This window comes from Pseudomonas sp. MDT2-39-1, assembly GCF_054898085.1.
The window spans coordinates 431360-450012 of sequence record NZ_CM142716.1; the positions used below are offsets into that span (position 1 = coordinate 431360).

At 59.5% G+C, this 18653-nt stretch carries 14 protein-coding genes; 10 read left to right on the top strand and 4 right to left on the bottom strand.

The features are described from left to right. The first annotated feature begins 201 nt into the window (after positions 1–201). A complete protein-coding gene (locus ACYZTM_RS02175; protein ID WP_131061533.1) occupies positions 202–420 on the top strand; it encodes a DUF2970 domain-containing protein in 219 nt (72 codons plus the stop codon). Here the strand turns inward: ACYZTM_RS02175 and ACYZTM_RS02180 are convergent. Then, positions 417–1490, bottom strand: coding sequence for an ABC transporter substrate-binding protein (locus ACYZTM_RS02180; RefSeq protein ID WP_461986750.1), 1074 nt, complete (start codon positions 1488–1490; stop codon positions 417–419). The two genes, ACYZTM_RS02175 and ACYZTM_RS02180, sit on opposite strands and share 4 nt — an antisense overlap. Before the next feature lie 523 nt (positions 1491–2013). On the opposite strand from ACYZTM_RS02180, the gene ACYZTM_RS02185 reads away from it, so the two are divergent. Both ACYZTM_RS02185 and ACYZTM_RS02190 read left to right on the top strand, forming a co-directional pair. Continuing rightward, positions 2014–3672 (top strand): nitrite/sulfite reductase, encoded by a 1659-nt coding sequence (locus ACYZTM_RS02185; RefSeq protein WP_131061531.1) that lies wholly within the window; start codon positions 2014–2016, stop codon positions 3670–3672. Next, positions 3656–4150, top strand: a complete 495-nt coding sequence (locus tag ACYZTM_RS02190) for a DUF934 domain-containing protein (protein ID WP_131061530.1) — start codon at positions 3656–3658, stop codon at positions 4148–4150. The genes ACYZTM_RS02185 and ACYZTM_RS02190 overlap by 17 nt, the downstream gene beginning before the upstream one ends. A gap of 47 nt (positions 4151–4197) precedes the next feature. Here the strand turns inward: ACYZTM_RS02190 and ACYZTM_RS02195 are convergent, their stop codons facing one another. Continuing rightward, on the bottom strand, positions 4198–8007 hold the full coding sequence (locus ACYZTM_RS02195) for a dermonecrotic toxin domain-containing protein (RefSeq protein ID WP_461986753.1): 3810 nt from the start codon (positions 8005–8007) through the stop codon (positions 4198–4200). 178 nt (positions 8008–8185) lie between these two features. After that, positions 8186–9208: a protease SohB gene (gene sohB, locus ACYZTM_RS02200; protein WP_131061528.1), complete on the bottom strand. Its 1023-nt coding sequence runs from the start codon at positions 9206–9208 to the stop codon at positions 8186–8188. A gap of 204 nt (positions 9209–9412) precedes the next feature. Between sohB and ACYZTM_RS02205 the strand changes: the two genes are divergently transcribed. The 7 genes from ACYZTM_RS02205 (at position 9413) to ACYZTM_RS02235 (ending at position 18204) form a co-directional block, all read left to right on the top strand. After that, entirely contained in the window at positions 9413–10123 is a 711-nt protein-coding gene (locus ACYZTM_RS02205) for a histidine phosphatase family protein (protein ID WP_461986755.1), read from the top strand. A gap of 64 nt (positions 10124–10187) precedes the next feature. Further along, positions 10188–10502, top strand: coding sequence for an SCP2 sterol-binding domain-containing protein (locus tag ACYZTM_RS02210; protein WP_007946492.1), 315 nt, complete (start codon positions 10188–10190; stop codon positions 10500–10502). A 295-nt stretch (positions 10503–10797) separates the two neighbouring features. Further along, complete coding sequence (locus ACYZTM_RS02215; protein WP_461989094.1) at positions 10798–12645, top strand: amidohydrolase; 1848 nt, start codon at positions 10798–10800, stop codon at positions 12643–12645. Positions 12646–13050: 405 nt separating this feature from the next. Then, positions 13051–14778 (top strand): hydrogenase maturation protein, encoded by a 1728-nt coding sequence (locus ACYZTM_RS02220; protein ID WP_461986757.1) that lies wholly within the window; start codon positions 13051–13053, stop codon positions 14776–14778. A 228-nt stretch (positions 14779–15006) separates the two neighbouring features. Next, positions 15007–15870: a LysR family transcriptional regulator gene (locus tag ACYZTM_RS02225; protein ID WP_131061525.1), complete on the top strand. Its 864-nt coding sequence runs from the start codon at positions 15007–15009 to the stop codon at positions 15868–15870. 100 nt (positions 15871–15970) lie between these two features. Beyond that, positions 15971–17116, top strand: coding sequence for a sterol desaturase/SRPBCC family protein (locus ACYZTM_RS02230; RefSeq protein WP_461986759.1), 1146 nt, complete (start codon positions 15971–15973; stop codon positions 17114–17116). After that, entirely contained in the window at positions 17113–18204 is a 1092-nt protein-coding gene (locus tag ACYZTM_RS02235; RefSeq protein WP_461986761.1) for an SMP-30/gluconolactonase/LRE family protein, read from the top strand. The genes ACYZTM_RS02230 and ACYZTM_RS02235 overlap by 4 nt, the downstream gene beginning before the upstream one ends. A gap of 139 nt (positions 18205–18343) precedes the next feature. Here the strand turns inward: ACYZTM_RS02235 and ACYZTM_RS02240 are convergent, their stop codons facing one another. Then, positions 18344–18586, bottom strand: a complete 243-nt coding sequence (locus tag ACYZTM_RS02240; protein ID WP_461986763.1) for a hypothetical protein — start codon at positions 18584–18586, stop codon at positions 18344–18346. Positions 18587–18653: the final 67 nt, after the last annotated feature.

The window sequence follows — 18653 nt, forward strand, 5'->3', positions numbered from 1 at the left end:
CCTACAGTTGTTTTGGGGCGTTCAAAAATACCGGGGTCAACCTGATTGAGTGTGTGCGGGATTGCTCGCGATGGCGGTGTAACAGTCAACGAAGATGTTGAATGTTATGGCCCCATCGCGAGCAGGCTCGCTCCCACATTTGGTTTGTGTATGCCGTGCATTGACTATGCTTGCCTGACACACATACATGACGAGGGATTTATGGACGATCCAGTCGACAACAAACCACCAACTTTCTGGCAGATGCTGCACAGCGTCATGGCGGCGGCGTTCGGGGTGCAGAGCGGGAAGAACCGGGCGCGGGATTTCACCCACGGCAAGCCGAGTCATTTCGTGATTCTGGGGGTTCTGTTCACGGCGGTGTTTGCATTGACGCTGTTCGGCATCGTGCAACTGGTGGTGCATCTGGCCGGGGTTTAGCGCATCAGGGTTTGCAGGCTGAACGGATAGCGATAGGACGACGGCCGACCCTTGGCCGACAGACGACGGAAGTTTACCCCATAGTTCGGTGATGCGTCCATGGCCAGCAAGCGTTTGGCCTGGGCCTTGTCGATCAGTTGCAGTAATGGAATCAGCCGGTCGCGCCCGCCGTACTGTTCCAAATCCACGCCCCGTTCCAGGTCATGCAACTCCACTAGCGCCCAACCGCCCAACGTAAAATGCCCGCCCAACAACACGCTCATACGACCGTCGACCATCGCCTGCAACGCGGCTGGCGACGTATTCACTGCACTGAACAACGCGTCTTGGCCGGGTTCTCCACCCGCTTCCGAATACGCCTGCATGGCGCCAAACGCCATTTCGTCATTGGCAGACCACACCAACGAGACTTTCGGGTAACGCCTGAACAGCAACTTGGCTTGTTCATAGGCTCTTCCCCGGGTCCAGCCGCTGTAAACCAGCTGGCGCAGACGTACTTCCGGGTGCTCGGCCAAGGCGCGCAACATGCCTTGCTCGCGAAGTTGCGCCGAAGGCGTGATCTTCAGGCCGGAAAACGCCAGTAACTCGATGACCTGACCGGGTGCCACCGGTGGATGCTGGCGAATCAGCTCCTTGAGCATCAGGTAGCCGCCCTCTTCATCGTTCGGCACCAGGCTACCCAATCGATCGGAACGCTCGCCCAGCAGGCTCAGCTGATTGGCCGTCAGCGCAGCGTTGACCGTAAACAGCTTGACCCCACTGCCCTGGGCCAGACGCAAAATCTGCGGGGCGACGTACTGTTCGTTGACGAACACCAGATAGTCCGGACGATCGGGACCTTGCAGCGCGCGGCGGGCTTGCGCCACGGTGAGTTCAGGCATGCGTTGGGAATAGAGAATTCGCAGGTCAATGCCCAGATCCGTGGCGGCTGCCTGCATGAATTGCGAATAGCTGAGCCAGAAGGCTTCGTCCGTCTTCCCGGGATTCAGGAACAACACCGACTCCGCGCGCCCAGCAGGACCATAAGCCGCGCCCAGCATCAGCAGGAAGGTGTAGAAAAACTTCAACATTAACGTCCGAGCCCCCGGAAATTTCGCCGCGCATTATAGCCAGCGAAGTCCCGGCAAACGGCGTTTATTCCGGTTTTCGTCCGACAATCGTCGGAACCGGGCCAGGACGGGGTCGGTTATTGATGGCTGACCCAAAATACCGCAGTGCCCACGACCAGGATGATCAGGAACAGAATCGCCCAAGCATCGACCGTGCTATCAGGCTTTGTAGCTTTGGTAGGGTTGCTCATTGCATCGCCTCTTGTCGGTTTTATCGGTGATTGCATAAAGACTCGACCACAGTAAAGACGACGATTGCCCGCACTACAAATACGGGATTACCAATAACGGTTCTCGTTAGTCGTTTTGGTTCTTTGCATATACTCAAACATCACTTTTGCGCATAACTGCAAACTGGTATCTTGCCCCGGCTCCGTAGGGAGTGCGCGGCCGTGCGCGCAGAATTGCCGAGGCAGTATCGGAGACCTCCAGGCGAAAAAACGCAACGGGATCCGACCGGCCCAAGCCTGAGAACAGGACTTATATGTACGTATACGACGAGTACGATCAGCGGATCATCGAGGACCGCGTCAAGCAGTTCCGTGATCAGACCCGACGCTATCTGGCAGGCGAGCTGAGCGAAGAAGAGTTCCGCCCCCTGCGCCTGCAAAACGGGCTTTATGTCCAACGCTTCGCGCCGATGTTGCGGGTGGCGGTGCCTTACGGCCAACTCACCTCGCGCCAGACGCGGATGATGGCCAAGATTGCCCGCGACTACGACAAGGGCTATGCCCACATCAGTACCCGGCAGAACGTGCAGTTCAACTGGCCGGCTCTGGAAGACATCCCGGACATCCTTGCTGAACTGGCCACCGTGCAGATGCACGCGATCCAGACCAGCGGCAACTGCCTGCGCAACGTCACCACCGACCAGTTCGCGGGTGTCGCTGCCGATGAGCTGATCGACCCGCGTCCATGGTGCGAGATCGTTCGTCAGTGGACTACGTTCCACCCTGAATTCGCTTACTTGCCACGCAAGTTCAAGATCGCCATTAACGGTTCGACGTCCGACCGTGCGGCCATCGAAGTCCATGACATCGGCCTTGAGCCGGTGCACAACGCCGCGGGCGAGCTGGGTTTCCGTGTGCTGGTGGGCGGTGGCCTCGGCCGTACGCCGGTGGTGGGCGCGTTCATCAATGAATTCCTGCCGTGGCAAGACCTGTTGAGCTACCTCGATGCCATCCTGCGGGTCTACAACCGCTATGGCCGTCGTGACAACAAGTACAAGGCGCGGATCAAGATTCTGGTCAAGGCCCTGACGCCTGAAGTCTTCGCGCAAAAAGTCGATGCGGAAATGGAACACCTTCGCGGTGGCCAGACCACGCTGACCGAAGCCGAAGTGCATCGCGTCGCCAAGCACTTCGTCGACCCGGACTACAAGGCCCTGGACAATCAGAGCGCTGCGCTGGCCGAACTCGACAAAGAACACCCGGGTTTCGCCCGCTGGCGCACCCGCAACACCCTGGCCCACAAGAAGCCGGGTTATGTGGCGGTGACCCTGTCCCTGAAGCCGACCGGTGTTGCGCCGGGCGACATCACCGACAAGCAACTCGACGGCGTGGCCGACCTGGCCGATCGCTACAGCTTCGGTCAACTGCGCACCTCCCACGAGCAGAACATCATTCTGGCCGACGTTGAACAGACCCAACTGTTCGCGATGTGGGGCGAGTTGCGCGAACAGGGTTTCGCCACGCCGAACATCGGCTTGCTGACCGATATCATCTGCTGCCCTGGCGGTGATTTCTGCTCGCTGGCCAACGCCAAGTCGATCCCGATTGCCGAGTCGATCCAGCGTCGTTTCGACGACCTGGACTACTTGTTCGACATTGGCGAACTGGACCTGAACATCTCCGGCTGCATGAACGCCTGTGGTCACCACCACGTCGGCCACATCGGCATTCTCGGGGTGGACAAGAAAGGCGAAGAGTTCTACCAGGTTTCCCTCGGTGGCAGCGCGAGCCGCGACGCCAGCCTGGGCAAGATCCTCGGCCCGTCCTTTGCCCAGGAAGCCATGCCTGATGTGATCGAAAAGCTGATCAACGTGTACATCGAACAACGTACCGAAGACGAGCGCTTCATCGACACCTATCAGCGTATTGGCATCGACCTCTTCAAGGAGCGCGTCTATGCAGCGAATCATTAAGAACAACGAGGTCGTCGACGAAACCTGGCACTTGCTGCCCAAGGACTTCAACATCGACGAGGTCAGCAACTGCGACGACCTGATCGTCCCGCTGCAGCTGTGGCGCGAACACAGCCGTATGCTCAAGGCCCGCGATGGCGGTTTGGGTGTGTGGCTGGACGCTGACGAAGAAGCCGAAGAAATCGGTGAAGACGTAGCAGACTTCAAGGTGATCGCCTTGAATTTCCCTGCCTTCACCGACGGCCGAAACTATTCCAACGCCCGTTTGCTGCGCGACCGTTACGGTTTCAAAGGCGAACTGCGGGCGATTGGTGATGTGCTGCGCGACCAGCTGTTTTACCTGCATCGCTGCGGTTTCGACGCCTTTGCATTGCGTGCCGATAAAGACCCGTACGAAGCCCTGGAAAGTCTCAAGGACTTTTCGGTGACCTATCAGGCCGCCACCGACGAACCGCTGCCGCTGTTCCGTCGCCGCTGACTGGCAAACCTTGAACCCCGCCCGGGGTTCAAGGCTCATTCCTTCGCCTAAAAACCGGCACGATCCTCCAGCGCCCTGAACGCTGCCAACGGGTGATCAAACCGCCCGCTGCTACGACTCATTCGACCCCACATTTCGTCCGTGGCATCTGCCTCCTGCAATAATCGCCAGACCCGCGCCTGGAGCGATAGATAACCGACCCGAAAGTCGGCCGTCAGGCTCAGCCGGTCGATTACGGCCAAAAACCGCGTACCGGAGGGTTTGCTTGCCAGTCGCTGCCAAAGGGCTTGCCGGGACTGTTGCAACGCTTCGTCGCAGTCGCGTAACCACACCGTCGGCGTGCCATAGTCTGCGCCCGGCACGCTCAACCACACATTGACTCCCGTTTGTTCGCGATGACTGACCAACCGGCGCAACGTGTCCTCGTCGGTCAACGGATTCCCCCATAACAGCACGCGGTCGTCGGCCACAGCCTGATTCATTATCGCTGGCGGGACCCGCGTAATACCGTTGTCGCGCAAATCCAGCATCGTCAGATAAGGCTCGTCCTTGATCCCGACCGGGCAGCGGGTTATCCCGGTATTCCTCAGGTTGAGCTGACGTAAATTGTCCATACCCAGCACCACAGGCGGCACACCCAACGGGTTGTCGCTCAGGTCCAGTGTTTGCAAGTGGCTCAGCTCACTCAGTTGCGAAGCGGCGCTCTCGGAAAATACCAGCCGAGTGGCTCGCAGGTTGAGTGAGGTCAGGTGGGTCAACTGGCCGATGACGGGTGGCAAGGCGCGCCCTGCGTCGCCGTCCACGAAGAAAGGACGCAAGTCGAAACGCTCCAGATTCAACAATTCAAGGTTTGGAAAACTCTCCAGGAACCCGTTCAAACTGTCCTGCTCGACCAGGTGGAAACCCCGCATAGACAATTCGATCACATCGGTGAGCCTGACATTCAAGGCGGGTAATCGGTGGTAGTCTTCGAAGGCCAGATCCAGCCTGACACCGCGCAGTTGCCCGTCCTGTGCATAGAGATGATCCTGCACCGGCCCGCGCTTTTGCCAAATGGCGACCAGCTCCTCGGCGAGCTCTGTCCTGACCCCTCGCTCCTGTTCCAGAGCGGTTTGAAGCACGTGAGCATTGTGCACGGCGATCTGCGCATGGCTCATCCCTTCAGCCTCCTCATCACCCATCGTCACGAAGGGAATATCCATGTCGGTAATGTCTTGCGCCGCTTGATCGACCCAGCCACGCAGGTCGATGTTGAGCTGTTGCAGTTGCTGATTCAGCTGGTCGATATACGCCTGCACCCTGACACCTGCGAACTGCAACACCTGATCAAAGCCCGCTTCGGTGATGTCCGGATAAATGTCCTTGATCTGCAACTTGGTCGCTTGCAACTTCATGGCTTCGCCCTGCGGGGTCGTCGGGTAGCCTCCGCCGCGCAGGCCCTGGCGCTCAAAGATCAGACCGGTGTCCAGCCGTTGCAAACCAAGTAGGGTTTCGGCACGGGACAATGCCCGATCGCTGAGGTTGAGCCGCAACTCGCTGGCCGGATCCAGCGACGAGAGATGCAACGCCGAACGCTCCTCGTCCGACAGCACGCCAAGGACTGCGTCGTAGAAATCCGTTTGCCGGCCATGGCGCAGGTAACGGCTTCCCACCTTGATGACGTTTCGGTAATGAGGGGTATCAAGGGGGCCGCAACGGTCAAGAACCCGGCCAGTGGACGAACCGTCAAGGATCTCGATTCGCAAATCCTTTGGCCAGCCGGGCAGATTTTTCAGGGAGTGCAATGCCAGCGTGTCAGTCTCGGCGCTCACCACCGACCGCAGATAAAAGCCTTCATAGGCTCGATTGAGCCGTACGTGCTGCTGGTATTGGCGCGCCTTGCTGTCCAGGCGCGCGAATACTTGCCTGGTCTCGGTAGCGTCGGGCAATGCCTGGATGTCGACGCCATAGCGGTCGAGCATTTGCTCGATGGCGATTGTCGGCAGGCCCGGGTATTCGCGTTGAAACAGTCGGACCCATTCATGCTCCGACCGTTGAAGCGCTGCGTAACGTTGATTGAATAGCGCGGGGTTCCCGACCGGACCGAGGCCCTGATCGATCTTGAAGCGGCTGATCGTGTCCGCCAGCAAGGGCGTCGGTGCGCGGCCCGTCTGCATCAACCGCAGCATGTCGTCGTCAATCGCGCTGACCTTGCCGATCTGCGCCAGAACCTCATCGCTGAAGGAGGCCACCGAGGGGCCGATTCCACGGATGAGCTCGGTCCGGTTGCTCATGGGCGTCGGGGTAACGGTTGCATCCGACGCGGGTCGGGGCCCCTGCTCTCCCGGATCAGTGCCGGGTTCGTGGGCGCGCTCCACCATGCTATCGGCCTCGGCAACATCCCCCTTCACAGCCGACTCTGCACCCAGCATCGGCAACGCATTCAGCAAGCCAAACACCGTGCGCGTCCTGCCCTCCGAACGTTGGTTTGGGGTTTTTCCGTTGACCACCTGATTCAGACCATAACCGGCGTCAATAAGCCCGGCCAATGCCAGCAGCCCCTCGCCTCCAGGGACGAATATGGCGAGCGGAGCAAACCGGTTGACCCATTGCACAATCGGTTCGACGACAGCGCTCAACTGATCCCGGTTGACCTGGGCATCGTCACGGATGGTCTCGATGCCTGACCGTGCGGCTTGCTTCATCGTCAGCACCAACCGGGCAAAAGGATCGGTCGCAACGGCCGGATCGTCGTAGCCGATGTACTCTTTCGGGTCCCAATAACCGTCGTTGTTGAAGAAGCCGGCATTGTGGGTCAGCCAGTGTTTTACGGGATAAAGCGCCATGCCATCCAGCGCCGTCAGCACACCGGCGTGAAACGTACCGTCCTCACGATCATCTTCGGCAAAGTGGAGGGCCAATGCCTGTTTGGCCTCGCTGGACGTGCCCTGCGCGACAATCCATTGGTGCAGTTGCGTGGCATCGGCAAATTCATGCAGCGGAGAAGAATTGCCAGGGATGTACACCAGCACGCGGGCACTGGCAGTGTCGCGGAAGACCCAGATATCGGTTGCGGTGTAGCGGTACAGTTTCAAAAGGCCGAACTTGACGGTTGAAGGAACACGCGCCGGTGCTTGCAGTTGCCCGAAGGTCAGCGTTTCCCATCGCTGATCCGCAAGCAAGCCTGCCGCCCGCATCGCAAGCTCCAAACCTTTTTGCGTCAGGCGTTGCTCATGATGCTGCAACCAGGCGGCCATGACGAACGCTGCTTTGACCGACGTTCTCAAGGCGTAAGGTGTGGCCGCAACGAGCACGTCATCGGCAGGCCAGACCTGATCGAGATACGCTTGGTACAAGTTCTTTAACTCCAGTTCCCAGACCCACTTCTTGAAATCGGCGGGTCTGAGATTGATCTGGGTCTGCGGCCCATAAGCTTGCGGTGTGGTTTGGCGATAGATGCCTTCATACGTCTGGTGATTGCCGCTGCCGTGATCGGCGAACTCGTCGACATGCTCGACGATCCGAACCATCGGCCCGACGTCCGGCGGCGTGTACAGGCCGAACGCCGTTTCAGCGAAACGACCGTCGCCCACGGTCTGGTAGTTGGACAGCAGCGTTTGCAACAGCGAGCGGGAACTCGCCACCTGCCCCTGCTCGATACCGTTCTCCGCTGGATGGCCCTTGTAGTGGTAATCAAGCGTGACCAGCAAGGCTGTCCGCGGGTCGATGCCCGCCCCCCACTTTTCCTTGATCAAGCGTTCGCCAAACTGGCCGGGGGATTGTGGCAAGGCGAGATCCACCACGGCTTTCAGTTCGTCGCGCATTGGCAGAGTCGGTGCTGGATGGGGGCCGGCAACATTATCGTCGGGTTCATTCATGGTGCATTCCATTGCATTCATTTCAGGACCATCACCCTACCCGGCCTGACTCCAGTCGGATGCCGGAGCGATCGACAATGGTCCTGGGAAAATTCGCTTTTCTCACGTAGACCTTTCCAAAGGCCAAAAAAAACCGTGGATATCCACGGTTTCATTTTTTTTTGTTTGGTGTAGAAAATTACCAGAAGCGTTGCTGGGTCAAGCGGCTCCACCAGTTCAGCAATACGCGATCGACCGAACCACTGGCCGCCATGCCGATGCGCTCTTGCAGGCTTTTGCGTTCGGCGTAATGCAAGTGGTACAGCTCGGACTTCTTCGCACGCTCAGCGAGGTATTCGTCGCTGGTCTTCAGTTCGTCCACCAGCTGTTTGTCCAGCGCAGCGATGCCGAGCCAGATTTCACCGGTGGCGACCTCGTCGATGGCCAGTTGCGGGCGATAACGCGAGACGAAGTTCTTGAACAGCTGGTGGGTGATGTCCAGGTCTTCCTGAAACTTCTCGCGACCTTTCTCGGTGTTTTCGCCAAACACGGTCAAGGTGCGTTTGTATTCGCCGGCAGTCAGGACTTCAAAGTCGATGTCGTGTTTTTTCAGCAAGCGATTGACGTTAGGCAACTGTGCCACGACGCCGATCGAGCCCAGAATCGCGAACGGGGCGCTGATGATCTTCTCGCCGATGCATGCCATCATGTAGCCACCGCTGGCCGCGACCTTGTCGATGCAGATGGTCAACGGCACGCCGGCGTCGCGAATGCGCGCCAGTTGCGAGGACGCCAGGCCGTAGCTGTGAACCATGCCGCCGCCGCTTTCCAGACGCAGTACCACTTCGTCTTTTGGCGTGGCTAACGTCAGCAGCGCGGTGATCTCGTGGCGCAGGCTTTCAGTGGCCGACGCCCTGATGTCGCCGTCGAAATCCAGCACGAATACCCGTGGTTTGACCTCGGGTTTCTTCTTTTGCTTTTTATCGGTTTTAGCCTGGGACTTGCGCAAGGCCTTGAGCTGGTCCTTGTCGAGCAAGGTTTGCTCAAGGCGTTCGCGCAGCCCTTTATAGAAATCATTCAGCTTGCTGACTTGCAACTGCCCGGCGGACTTGCGCCGACCTTTGCTGCGCAACGCCGCGAAACTGGCCAGGACCACCAGAATGGCGATCACCAGTGTCACGGTCTTGGCCAGAAAACTGGCGTACTCGGACAAAAACTCCACAGTGACTCCTTCAAAACGATGCGCGGCTTAAAACACGCGCGGGACAACGCCAGCATACCCATGCTCCGCCTCGGCGGCCAGCCGTGAAACCTCTGGCAACAAGCCTGTAACGGCCATTTCAAACAAGCGTATGTTTTTTCATTGACAGCTCTCCGTCATCCTCATAACCTCGCCAAACCTTCAACGTACCGGGATGACGCGGACGTGGGCAGCATCTATCTGATTCGACATGGCCAGGCCTCCTTTGGTGCAGACGACTATGACGTCCTGTCGCCGACCGGTGTTCGCCAGGCAGAAATCCTCGGCCAGCACCTCGCGGAGCTGGGTGTCAGCTTTGACCGCTGCCTCTCGGGCGACCTGCGCCGCCAGCAGCATACGGCCACCAGCGCGCTGGATCAGTTCGCTGCCGTGGGCCTGCCAGTGCCGACCCTGGAAACCGATTCAGCCTTCAACGAATTCGACGCCGACGCGGTGATCCGCGCGCTGCTGCCAGCCATGCTGGAGGATGAACCGCAAGCACTGGAGATCCTGCGCAACGCCGCGCAAAACCGTGCCGAATTCCAGCGCATTTTCGCCCTGATCATCGAACGCTGGCTCGCCGGTACCTATGACACGCCGGGGCTTGAAAGCTGGCTGGGCTTTGTCGAACGCGTGCAGGCCGGTCTTCACCGCATCCTCGAAAGCGCCGACAACACCCAGAAAATCGCCGTGTTCACCTCCGGCGGCACCATCACTGCCCTGCTCCACCTCATTACGCAAATGCCGGCAAGACAGGCGTTTGAACTGAACTGGCAAATCGTCAACACCTCGCTCAACCTGCTGAAGTTTCGCGGTCGCGAGGTGGCTCTGTCTTCTTTCAACAGTCATGCACACTTGCAACTGTTGAAGGCACCGGAACTCATCACGTTTCGCTGAGTCCGGACTATTGTGACCCTGGTTGTAATCACCCAGCTCTAATTACCCAAGAAAGGATCAAACCATGACCTCCGTAGCTGATGCCGTACAAGCAATGAAAGCCAAGTTCAACCCAGCCGCCGCTGCCGGTCTGGACCTGGTATTCGGTTTCCGCATCGACGACACCAAGAACTTCTCGCTGATCGTCAAAGACAGCACTTGCGAGCTGCAAGAAGGCGAAAACCCTGATGCCCAGGTCACTCTGGTGATGGACGGCGAAACCCTGCAAGGCATCGTCGACGGTTCGACCGACGGCATGCAAGCGTTCATGGGCGGCAAACTGCGCGCTGAAGGCGACATGATGCTGGCGATGAAACTGTCCGAGCTGTTCCCAAGCTAAGACGGCGGTTTCCGTCTTCGGAAACCTTCCTGGTTGCACACGAATCCCGCCCCTCGAGGCGGGATTCGTCGTTTTCCGCCCCCGGAAAACGGCTACCTGTGGATTTGCCGTCTATATTCCTTCTGGCCGCATGCGTCAGACATCGGCTGCTTGCCTCCCAAATGAATTGCGCGGAGCACTGCCCATGAGCCCACCTGACGACCACGAAGGTTTCAACCGCCGACATGTACTGCAAGGCCTTTCGGCAGGCGCCGTCGGTGCCTGGATCAGCCCTCTCATCGCAGGGAGTAAAACCATGCCCGATACCCCGGCCGACCTCATTCTGTACAACGGACGCCTGCACACCGTCGATCGCAAGAAACCCCAGGCCAGCGCCGTCGCGATCAAGGACGGGCGCTTCGTGGTGGTCGGCAGCGACGCCCAAGCCATGGCCCTGCAAGGCCCCGGCACACAAATCATCGACTTGCATGGCCGCACGGTGATTCCCGGCCTCAACGACTCGCACCTGCACCTGATCCGCGGCGGCCTGAATTACAACCTCGAACTGCGCTGGGAAGGTGTGCCGTCGCTGGTCGATGCCTTGCGCATGCTCAAGGACCAGGCTGACCGTACGCCAACGCCACAATGGGTGCGGGTGGTCGGTGGCTGGAACGAATTCCAGTTCGCCGAGAAACGCCTGCCGACGATTGATGAACTGAACAAGGCTGCGCCGGATACGCCGGTGTTCGTGCTGCACCTCTACGACCGCGCCCTGCTCAACCGCGCCGCGCTGAAAGTGGTCGGTTACACCCGTGACACGCCAAATCCGCCGGGTGGAGAAATCCAGCGTGATGCCAACGGCGATCCCACCGGCATGCTGATCGCCCGCCCAAACGCGATGATTCTCTACTCGACCCTGGTCAAGGGTCCGAAGTTGCCGCTGGAGTATCAGGTCAACTCGACCCGCCAGTTCATGCGCGAACTCAATCGCCTCGGCGTTACCAGCGCCATTGATGCCGGCGGCGGTTATCAGAACTACCCGGACGACTATCAGGTCATTCAGCAACTGGCCAAAGACCAACAGCTCACGGTGCGCATCGCCTACAACCTGTTCACGCAAAAACCCAAGGAAGAACTGTCCGATTTCAAAAACTGGACCAGCACTTCCCATTACGGCCAGGGCGACGACTTTCTGCGGCACAATGGTGCCGGGGAAATGCTGGTGTTCTCGGCGGCTGACTTCGAAGACTTTCTCGAGCCTCGTCCGGACTTGCCACAAACCATGGAACAAGAGCTGGAACCGGTGGTGCGCCATCTGGTGGAACAACGCTGGCCATTCCGCCTGCACGCCACTTACAACGAATCCATCAGCCGCATGCTCGACGTGTTCGAGAAGGTCAATCGCGACATTCCGTTCGACGGTTTGCCGTGGTTTTTCGATCATGCGGAAACCATCACCCCGCAGAACATTGAGCGGGTGAAAGCCTTGGGTGGCGGCATCGCCATTCAGGATCGCATGGCCTTTCAGGGTGAATACTTCGTCGATCGCTATGGCGCCAAAGCCGCCGAACACACGCCTCCGATTGCGCGCATGTTGGCCGAAGGCATTCCGGTGGGCGCCGGCACCGACGCCACGCGAGTCTCCAGCTACAACCCGTGGACCTCGATGTACTGGCTGGTCAGCGGCCGCACCGTCGGTGGATTGGAGCTGTACCCGCAAGGCTTGAGTCGCGACACGGCACTGGAGCTGTTCACCCACGGCAGCGCCTGGTTTTCCTCCGAACAAGGCAAGAAAGGTCAGATCAAAGTCGGGCAATTGGCGGATCTGATTGCGCTGTCGGCGGACTACTTCCACATTGAGGATGAAGCGGTCAAATGGATTGAGTCGGTGTTGACCATCGTTGACGGAAAGATCGTCTATGGTGCCGTCGAGTTCGAAAAACTCGGGCCGCCGCCGGTGCCTGTTGTGCCTGAATGGTCGCCGGTCGCCAAGGTGCCGGGCCACTGGAAACCCCTGGCACCACTGGCGGCGCAGGTGCATCAATGCGTCGGCGCGTGTGCGGTGCATGCGCACAGTCATGAGCGAGCGCGATTGTCGTCAGCGCCGGTCAGTGACTTTCAGGGATTCTGGGGGGCGTTTGGCTGCTCGTGTTTCGCGTTTTAAACAAAGACCTCACCAACACCGCCGATTAACTGTGGGAGCGAGCTTGCTCGCGAAGGCCATTTGTCATTCAACATTGATGTCGACTGGCACTACGCCTTCGCGAGCAGGCTCGCTCCTACAGGGGATTTGCGTCGGGCAAAAATTTCACGCTGTAACAACAGTTATGAACCAATCCACCCCCTTCGTTCACTACCGTCGCCATCGCAAACTCGTCTAATAAACTGTTAGTTCTTACAGGTGCCAGTACGAGGGCATTAGTTCTACTCTTTCAATACCAGACACGCAGGAATGGTTTGACCCACGTCAACTTCCCGCGCCTGTAAATCCCGCACGATAACTTTCATCGAAAGCCAATGAAGGCTCATTCGAGGCCGATGGCCGGCCATTTTCAAGGAAGAGACAAACATGCGACCACTCAACATTATTCTGTTGTCATCGGCATTCAATGGCCTGAGCCAAAGGGCTTGGCTGGAGTTGCGCCAGATGGGGCATTGCCCCAGCGTAGTGCTATTCACCGACGAAAAAACAGTCTGCGAGCAGATTGAACAGTCTGGCGCCGACCTGGTGATCTGCCCGTTCCTCAAGGACCGGGTGCCGCAACAATTGTGGAGCAACCGTGAACGCCCTGTTGTGATTATTCATCCGGGCATTGTCGGTGACCGTGGCGCCAGCGCACTGGACTGGGCCATTACCCGGGAGCTGACCCATTGGGGTGTCACTGCGCTGCAAGCCGTGGAAGAAATGGACGCCGGGCCGGTCTGGTCCACCTGCGATTTCAACCTGCCCCAGGGCCTGCGCAAATCCGAACTGTATAACGGCCCGGTCAGCGATGCGGCGATCCGCTGCATTCGTGATGTCGTGGACAAATTCATCGACGGTTATGCGCCAGTACCGGTGAACTATAACCATCCTCGAGTAGTGGGCCGCTTGCAGCCGAACATGAAGCAGGATGATCGGACCTTCAGCTGGCATGACTGCTCACGCTTCATCAAACGCTGCATCGAAGCCGCCGACGGTCAGCCCGGTGTTTTGGCGAGCCTGGCGGGTGGTCAGTATTACGTGTACGACGCCCATCTGGATTCACGCTGCGGCACACCTGGAGAAATTCTGGCGGTACGAGACGACGCGGTACTGGTCGCCACCGGCGATCGCAGTGTGTGGATCGGTTCGTTGCGACGCAAACCCCGGCCCGGCGAAGAAACCTTCAAACGTCCGGCCCGGCATGTACTCGCTGCACAGTTGAGTGACGTGCCCATTCTCCAGGGGTCGATCGCCTCAACCCCTGACACCGAAACCTATCAACCGATCCGCTACCGTGAATCGGGGCATGTCGGCGAGCTGACCTTCGAGTTTTACAACGGCGCCATGAGCACTGAGCAATGCCAGCGACTGGTGAACGCGCTGCGCTGGGCCAAATCCCGAGACACCCAGGTGCTGCTGATCAAGGGTGGGCGCGGCAGTTTCTCCAACGGCGTGCACCTCAACGTGATCCAGGCCGCCAAGGCGCCGGAGCTTGAGGCCTGGGCCAACATCCAGGCGATCGACGACGTCTGCGCGGAATTGCTCAGCGCCCGGCAACTGGTGGTCAGCGGCCTGACGGGTAGTGCTGGGGCCGGCGGCGTGATGCTGGCGCTGGCCGCAGACCTTGTCTTCGCCCGCGCGGATATCGTGCTCAACCCGCACTACAAAACCATGGGGCTGTATGGCTCTGAGTACTGGACCTACAGCCTGCCCCGCGCCGTCGGCCCGCAGATGGCGGAAAAACTCTGCGAGGAATGCCTGCCGGTCAGCGCGACCCAGGCGATGCAACTGGGCATGGTTCAAGAAATCGGCCCACGCTGCCCGGAGGCGTTTGGCCTGTGGTTGTTGCAACGGGCGGGCAATGCGCTGACCGATCCGGCGTATACCGCTGTGCGCGAGCGCAAGGACCGGTTCGACACCCAAGTCATTCAGCACTGCAGAAATGCCGAACTGGAGGAGATGGAACTGGACATGGTGCACAACCGCAAACAGTTCGCCGAGAAGTGCCGTCATTTTGTGTTCAAGCGCAAGGCGTGTGGCACCCCGGTGCGGCTGGTGGCGCAGTGGGCACGGCAGCGCAGTCGGACGCAGCCTTTGGCCACTGCTACATAAGCCACGGGCCGCCTTGCCGCCGCCGCTGAAAACTCCACGTCACCCGGTGTTTCATAATCCCCTGTGGGAGCGAGCTTGCTCGCGATAGCGGCGGCACATTCAACAATGATGTGACTGAAAAACCGCCTTCGCGAGCAAGCTCGCTCCCACAGGGCTTCGCCAGCGGCTACATAAGCCGGTCCTCTCGTATCCGTTTACAATGCCCGCACTTCCCGCACCGGCCGCCCCATGGACATCGATCTCGCTCGCACCTTTCTGGAAATTGTCCGCCACGGCAGCCTTGCCGCCGCCGCCGAAAAACTCCACGTCACCCAGACCGCAATCACGGCGCGCGTGCAAAAACTCGAGAGCCAGCTGGGCAGCACGTTATTTGTGCGCAACCGCGCCGGTGCGCGTCTGACGCCCAATGGTGAGGCTTTTGTGGTGTACGCCAATCAACTGGTCGAGACCTGGGAAGCCGCGCGTCGAGACTTGCCGTTGCCCGAGGGTTATCGCGACGTGCTGCACATCGGCGGCGAAGTCAGCCTGTGCAATCCGCTGATGCTCAGTTGGGCCGGTGAACTGCGCGAGAAGATTCCCAGCCACGCCCTGCGCATGGAAATCCGTGACGGCGAAAACCTGTTGCGCCAACTGGAACTGGGGGTGCTGGACGCGGCGCTGGTCTATCAGCCTGAGTACTGGCCGCGTCTGCAAGTCGAGCAGATCCTCGAAGAAAAACTCATCCTCGTACGCCTCGCCGGGCGGCCCGATCCTTACGTGTACATCGACTGGGGCCCGGACTTTCGCCGCCAGCACGATGCCGCCCTGCCGGAAAAAGCCAAGGCGGCCTTGAGCTTCAACCTCGGGCCGCTGGCCCTGCAATACATCCTGGAAAACGGCGGCAGCGGCTACTTCCGTACCCGCGTGGTCCAGAGCTACCTGGAAAGCGGCGTGCTGGAGCCCGTGCCCAAAGCCCCGGAATTCAGTTACCCGACCTACCTGGTTTATTCGCGCGATCGCGACTCCGCGACTCTGCAACGGGCCTTCGATTTATTGCGTGAAGTCATCAAGACCGACGACGACTGGTCCCAGCGCTGGAACCCGCTGACCTGAATACACCGGATCATGGCGCTTGTGTCCTCCAGGTTTGCTCAAGCCTAAGCGGGCAGATCAGCTAATCTGCTGGTTATAACAATAACCAGAGGTGACCGCAGTGAGGCAGACCACCCAGGCATTTCGCAGCCGCTATCGCGCTGACATCCATCCCCGCTACAACCCTTGGCTGCACGGCGCCTTCGTGCTGCTGTTCGGATTGCTGGCCATCGGCGGATTCTGGAGCACCGTGCATCAGGTCCAGCCGCTGGAATGGTTGGCGGTGCCGTTGACGCTGTTGTTCTTCAACTTCGGCGTGTACATGGTGCATCGGCATCTGGGGCACCACAAAAAGAGCTTCGCGCGGATGTTCTACGCCCGCCATGCCGGCGACCATCACAGCTTTTTCGCCCCAGGCCACATGACCTACGACAGCGCCCGGGACTGGCGGGTGATTCTGTTCCCGGCCTGGCTGATCGTGTTACACACCGTCGCCATCACCCTGCCCCTCTGGTGGCTGCTCAAGCAGGTCGATGCCAACGTCGCCGGATTGTTTGGTGGCTGTCTCGTCCTCGGCTACCTGATGTACGAGGTGTTTCATGCCTGCGAACACTTGCCCCCCGAAAACCCGGTCACGCGCCTACCGTGGATCCGCCAGATGCGCCGCCTGCATGAGCTGCATCACCGCCGCGAGCTGATGCAGGAACGCAATTTCAATATCGTTTTTCCGCTGATGGACTACTTGTTCGGCACCCTGTACTGGGAGCCCGAGCATGACCCCCTGCCCCTGACGAGAACGACCATGACCCGCATGCAGCACCAGATCGCTATCGCTGGAAACCCGATTGACGTGCTCGCCTATGCCAGCACCGTCACCCGTTGGCCGGAGTGGCATCCGTCCTCCCTCAAGGTCGAGGGGCAAGGTGGCCCGCTGCATGCCGGTCAGCGGTTCGAGGAGGACATCCGTGCCGGCGGGCGTACCGGACACTTGAGCTGGGAGGTCAACGAATACCTGCCAGGACGGCGCTGGAGTGCCTGGGCGCGCGGTGATCATGGGTTGTCGCTGGTCGTAACCTACGAATGCGAGTCGCAGGGTGAAGGCACACGCTTCGTGCGCACACTGGAGTATCAATTCAGTGGCCTGGCGATGCGTATCACCAATAAATTGCTGCTCAAGCGGCGCATCGAACGCGAATCCGCAGCGTCGATGCTGGCGTTGCGCGAGATGGCGCAAAAACACCTGACCCCGGCAGGAGTCAGCGTGTGAGAAGAGCCTTCAGGTTTCGCAATCTGCTGCTATTGCTGATTATTGCCTTGGGCGCGTTTCTGCTGTTGTTCCCGACCAAGGTTCGACCTGTGGCCTGGACACCGCCGCCGGCGCCTTCCCTCACCAGCGGCGTGTATGCCGACAATCAGCGTCTCAAAGGGGTGGAGCGTGTCGGCCCGGCGGACATCGAAGGGCCCGAGGCGCTGTTACTGGAAGACAACGTGCTCATCACCGGGCTGCACGATGGTCGGCTGATCCGCACCAGCCTCGACGGCAAGGACACCAAAGTACTGGCCGATACCGGCGGCAGGCCGCTGGGCCTGGCACGCCACCCGAATGGATTGCTGGTGATCGCTGACGGCGTCAAAGGTTTGCTGTCCCTGGATGCCCAGGGTCGGTTGATTCCGTTGACCACTGCGGCCGGCGACGTGCCCTTCGGTTTTACCGATGATGTGGCCATCGACAAGTCCGGGCACTACGCCTACTTCAGCGACGCCTCCAGCCGCTGGGGCTATGGCAAGGATGGCGAGGCGATCATCGAGCACGGTGGTGACGGCCGTTTGTTGCGCTATGACTTCCAGACGGGCAAGACCACAGTGTTGCTGGACAAGCTCGAGTTTGCCAACGGCGTGACGCTGGGGCCGGACGATAGTTTTGTGCTGGTCAACGAAACTGGCGCTTACCGCATCAGCCGTTTTTGGTTGAGCGGGCCGAAAGCCGGTACCCATGACGTGTTTATCGACAATCTGCCGGGGCTGCCGGACAACCTCGCCTTCAATGGCCGCGATCGCTTCTGGGTGGCGCTCTATGCGCCACGCAATGCACTTCTCGACGCCACGGCGCCGCATCCGTTCGTGCGCAAGATGATCGTACGGGCAATGACGGTGCTGCCCAAACCCGTTGAAAAGCGCGCCTTTGCGCTGGGTCTGGACCTTGACGGCAAGGTGATTGCCAACCTGCAGGATGCTAGTACCGGCAATTACTCGCCGATCACCACGGTGCGCGAGTACGGGGACTGGTTGTACCTGGGCTCGCTGAAAGCAATGAACATGGCGCGCCTCCCCCTCACCACCGCCCTCCAGAAATAACGAAAATCAACTGTAGGAGCGAGGCTTGCCCGCGAAGGCGTCTATTCAGTCGATATCAATATTGAATGTGAAGGCCTCTTCGCGGGCAAGTCGGATCGCCGCACCGCTCGCTCCTACAGGGGATCTGTGTGAAGTTGGGTTAACGGGGATCCATTGGGTTATCGCGTACGGCGTGGTCCGTTTCTTCACGCACCCGTTCCGGGTCCATCGAGGTGGAGTCGTCATCATCCAGCGGGCGCACACCTTCGTTGTCTGGCAATTCGTCGATGCCCGGCTCATCCTCGGGGTTCACCGCTGTGCGGCCGGGGCTTAACGGTTCAGGATGAGTCGGAATCGGGTCAAACCCGCCCTGCTCTTCACTGGGAAATTTGGGTTCGGTCATAAGGCACCTCGCAGCGAGTCGAAAAGGTCGGACTCTGATCTTTCGAGGTGCCGATTTTGATCACCGT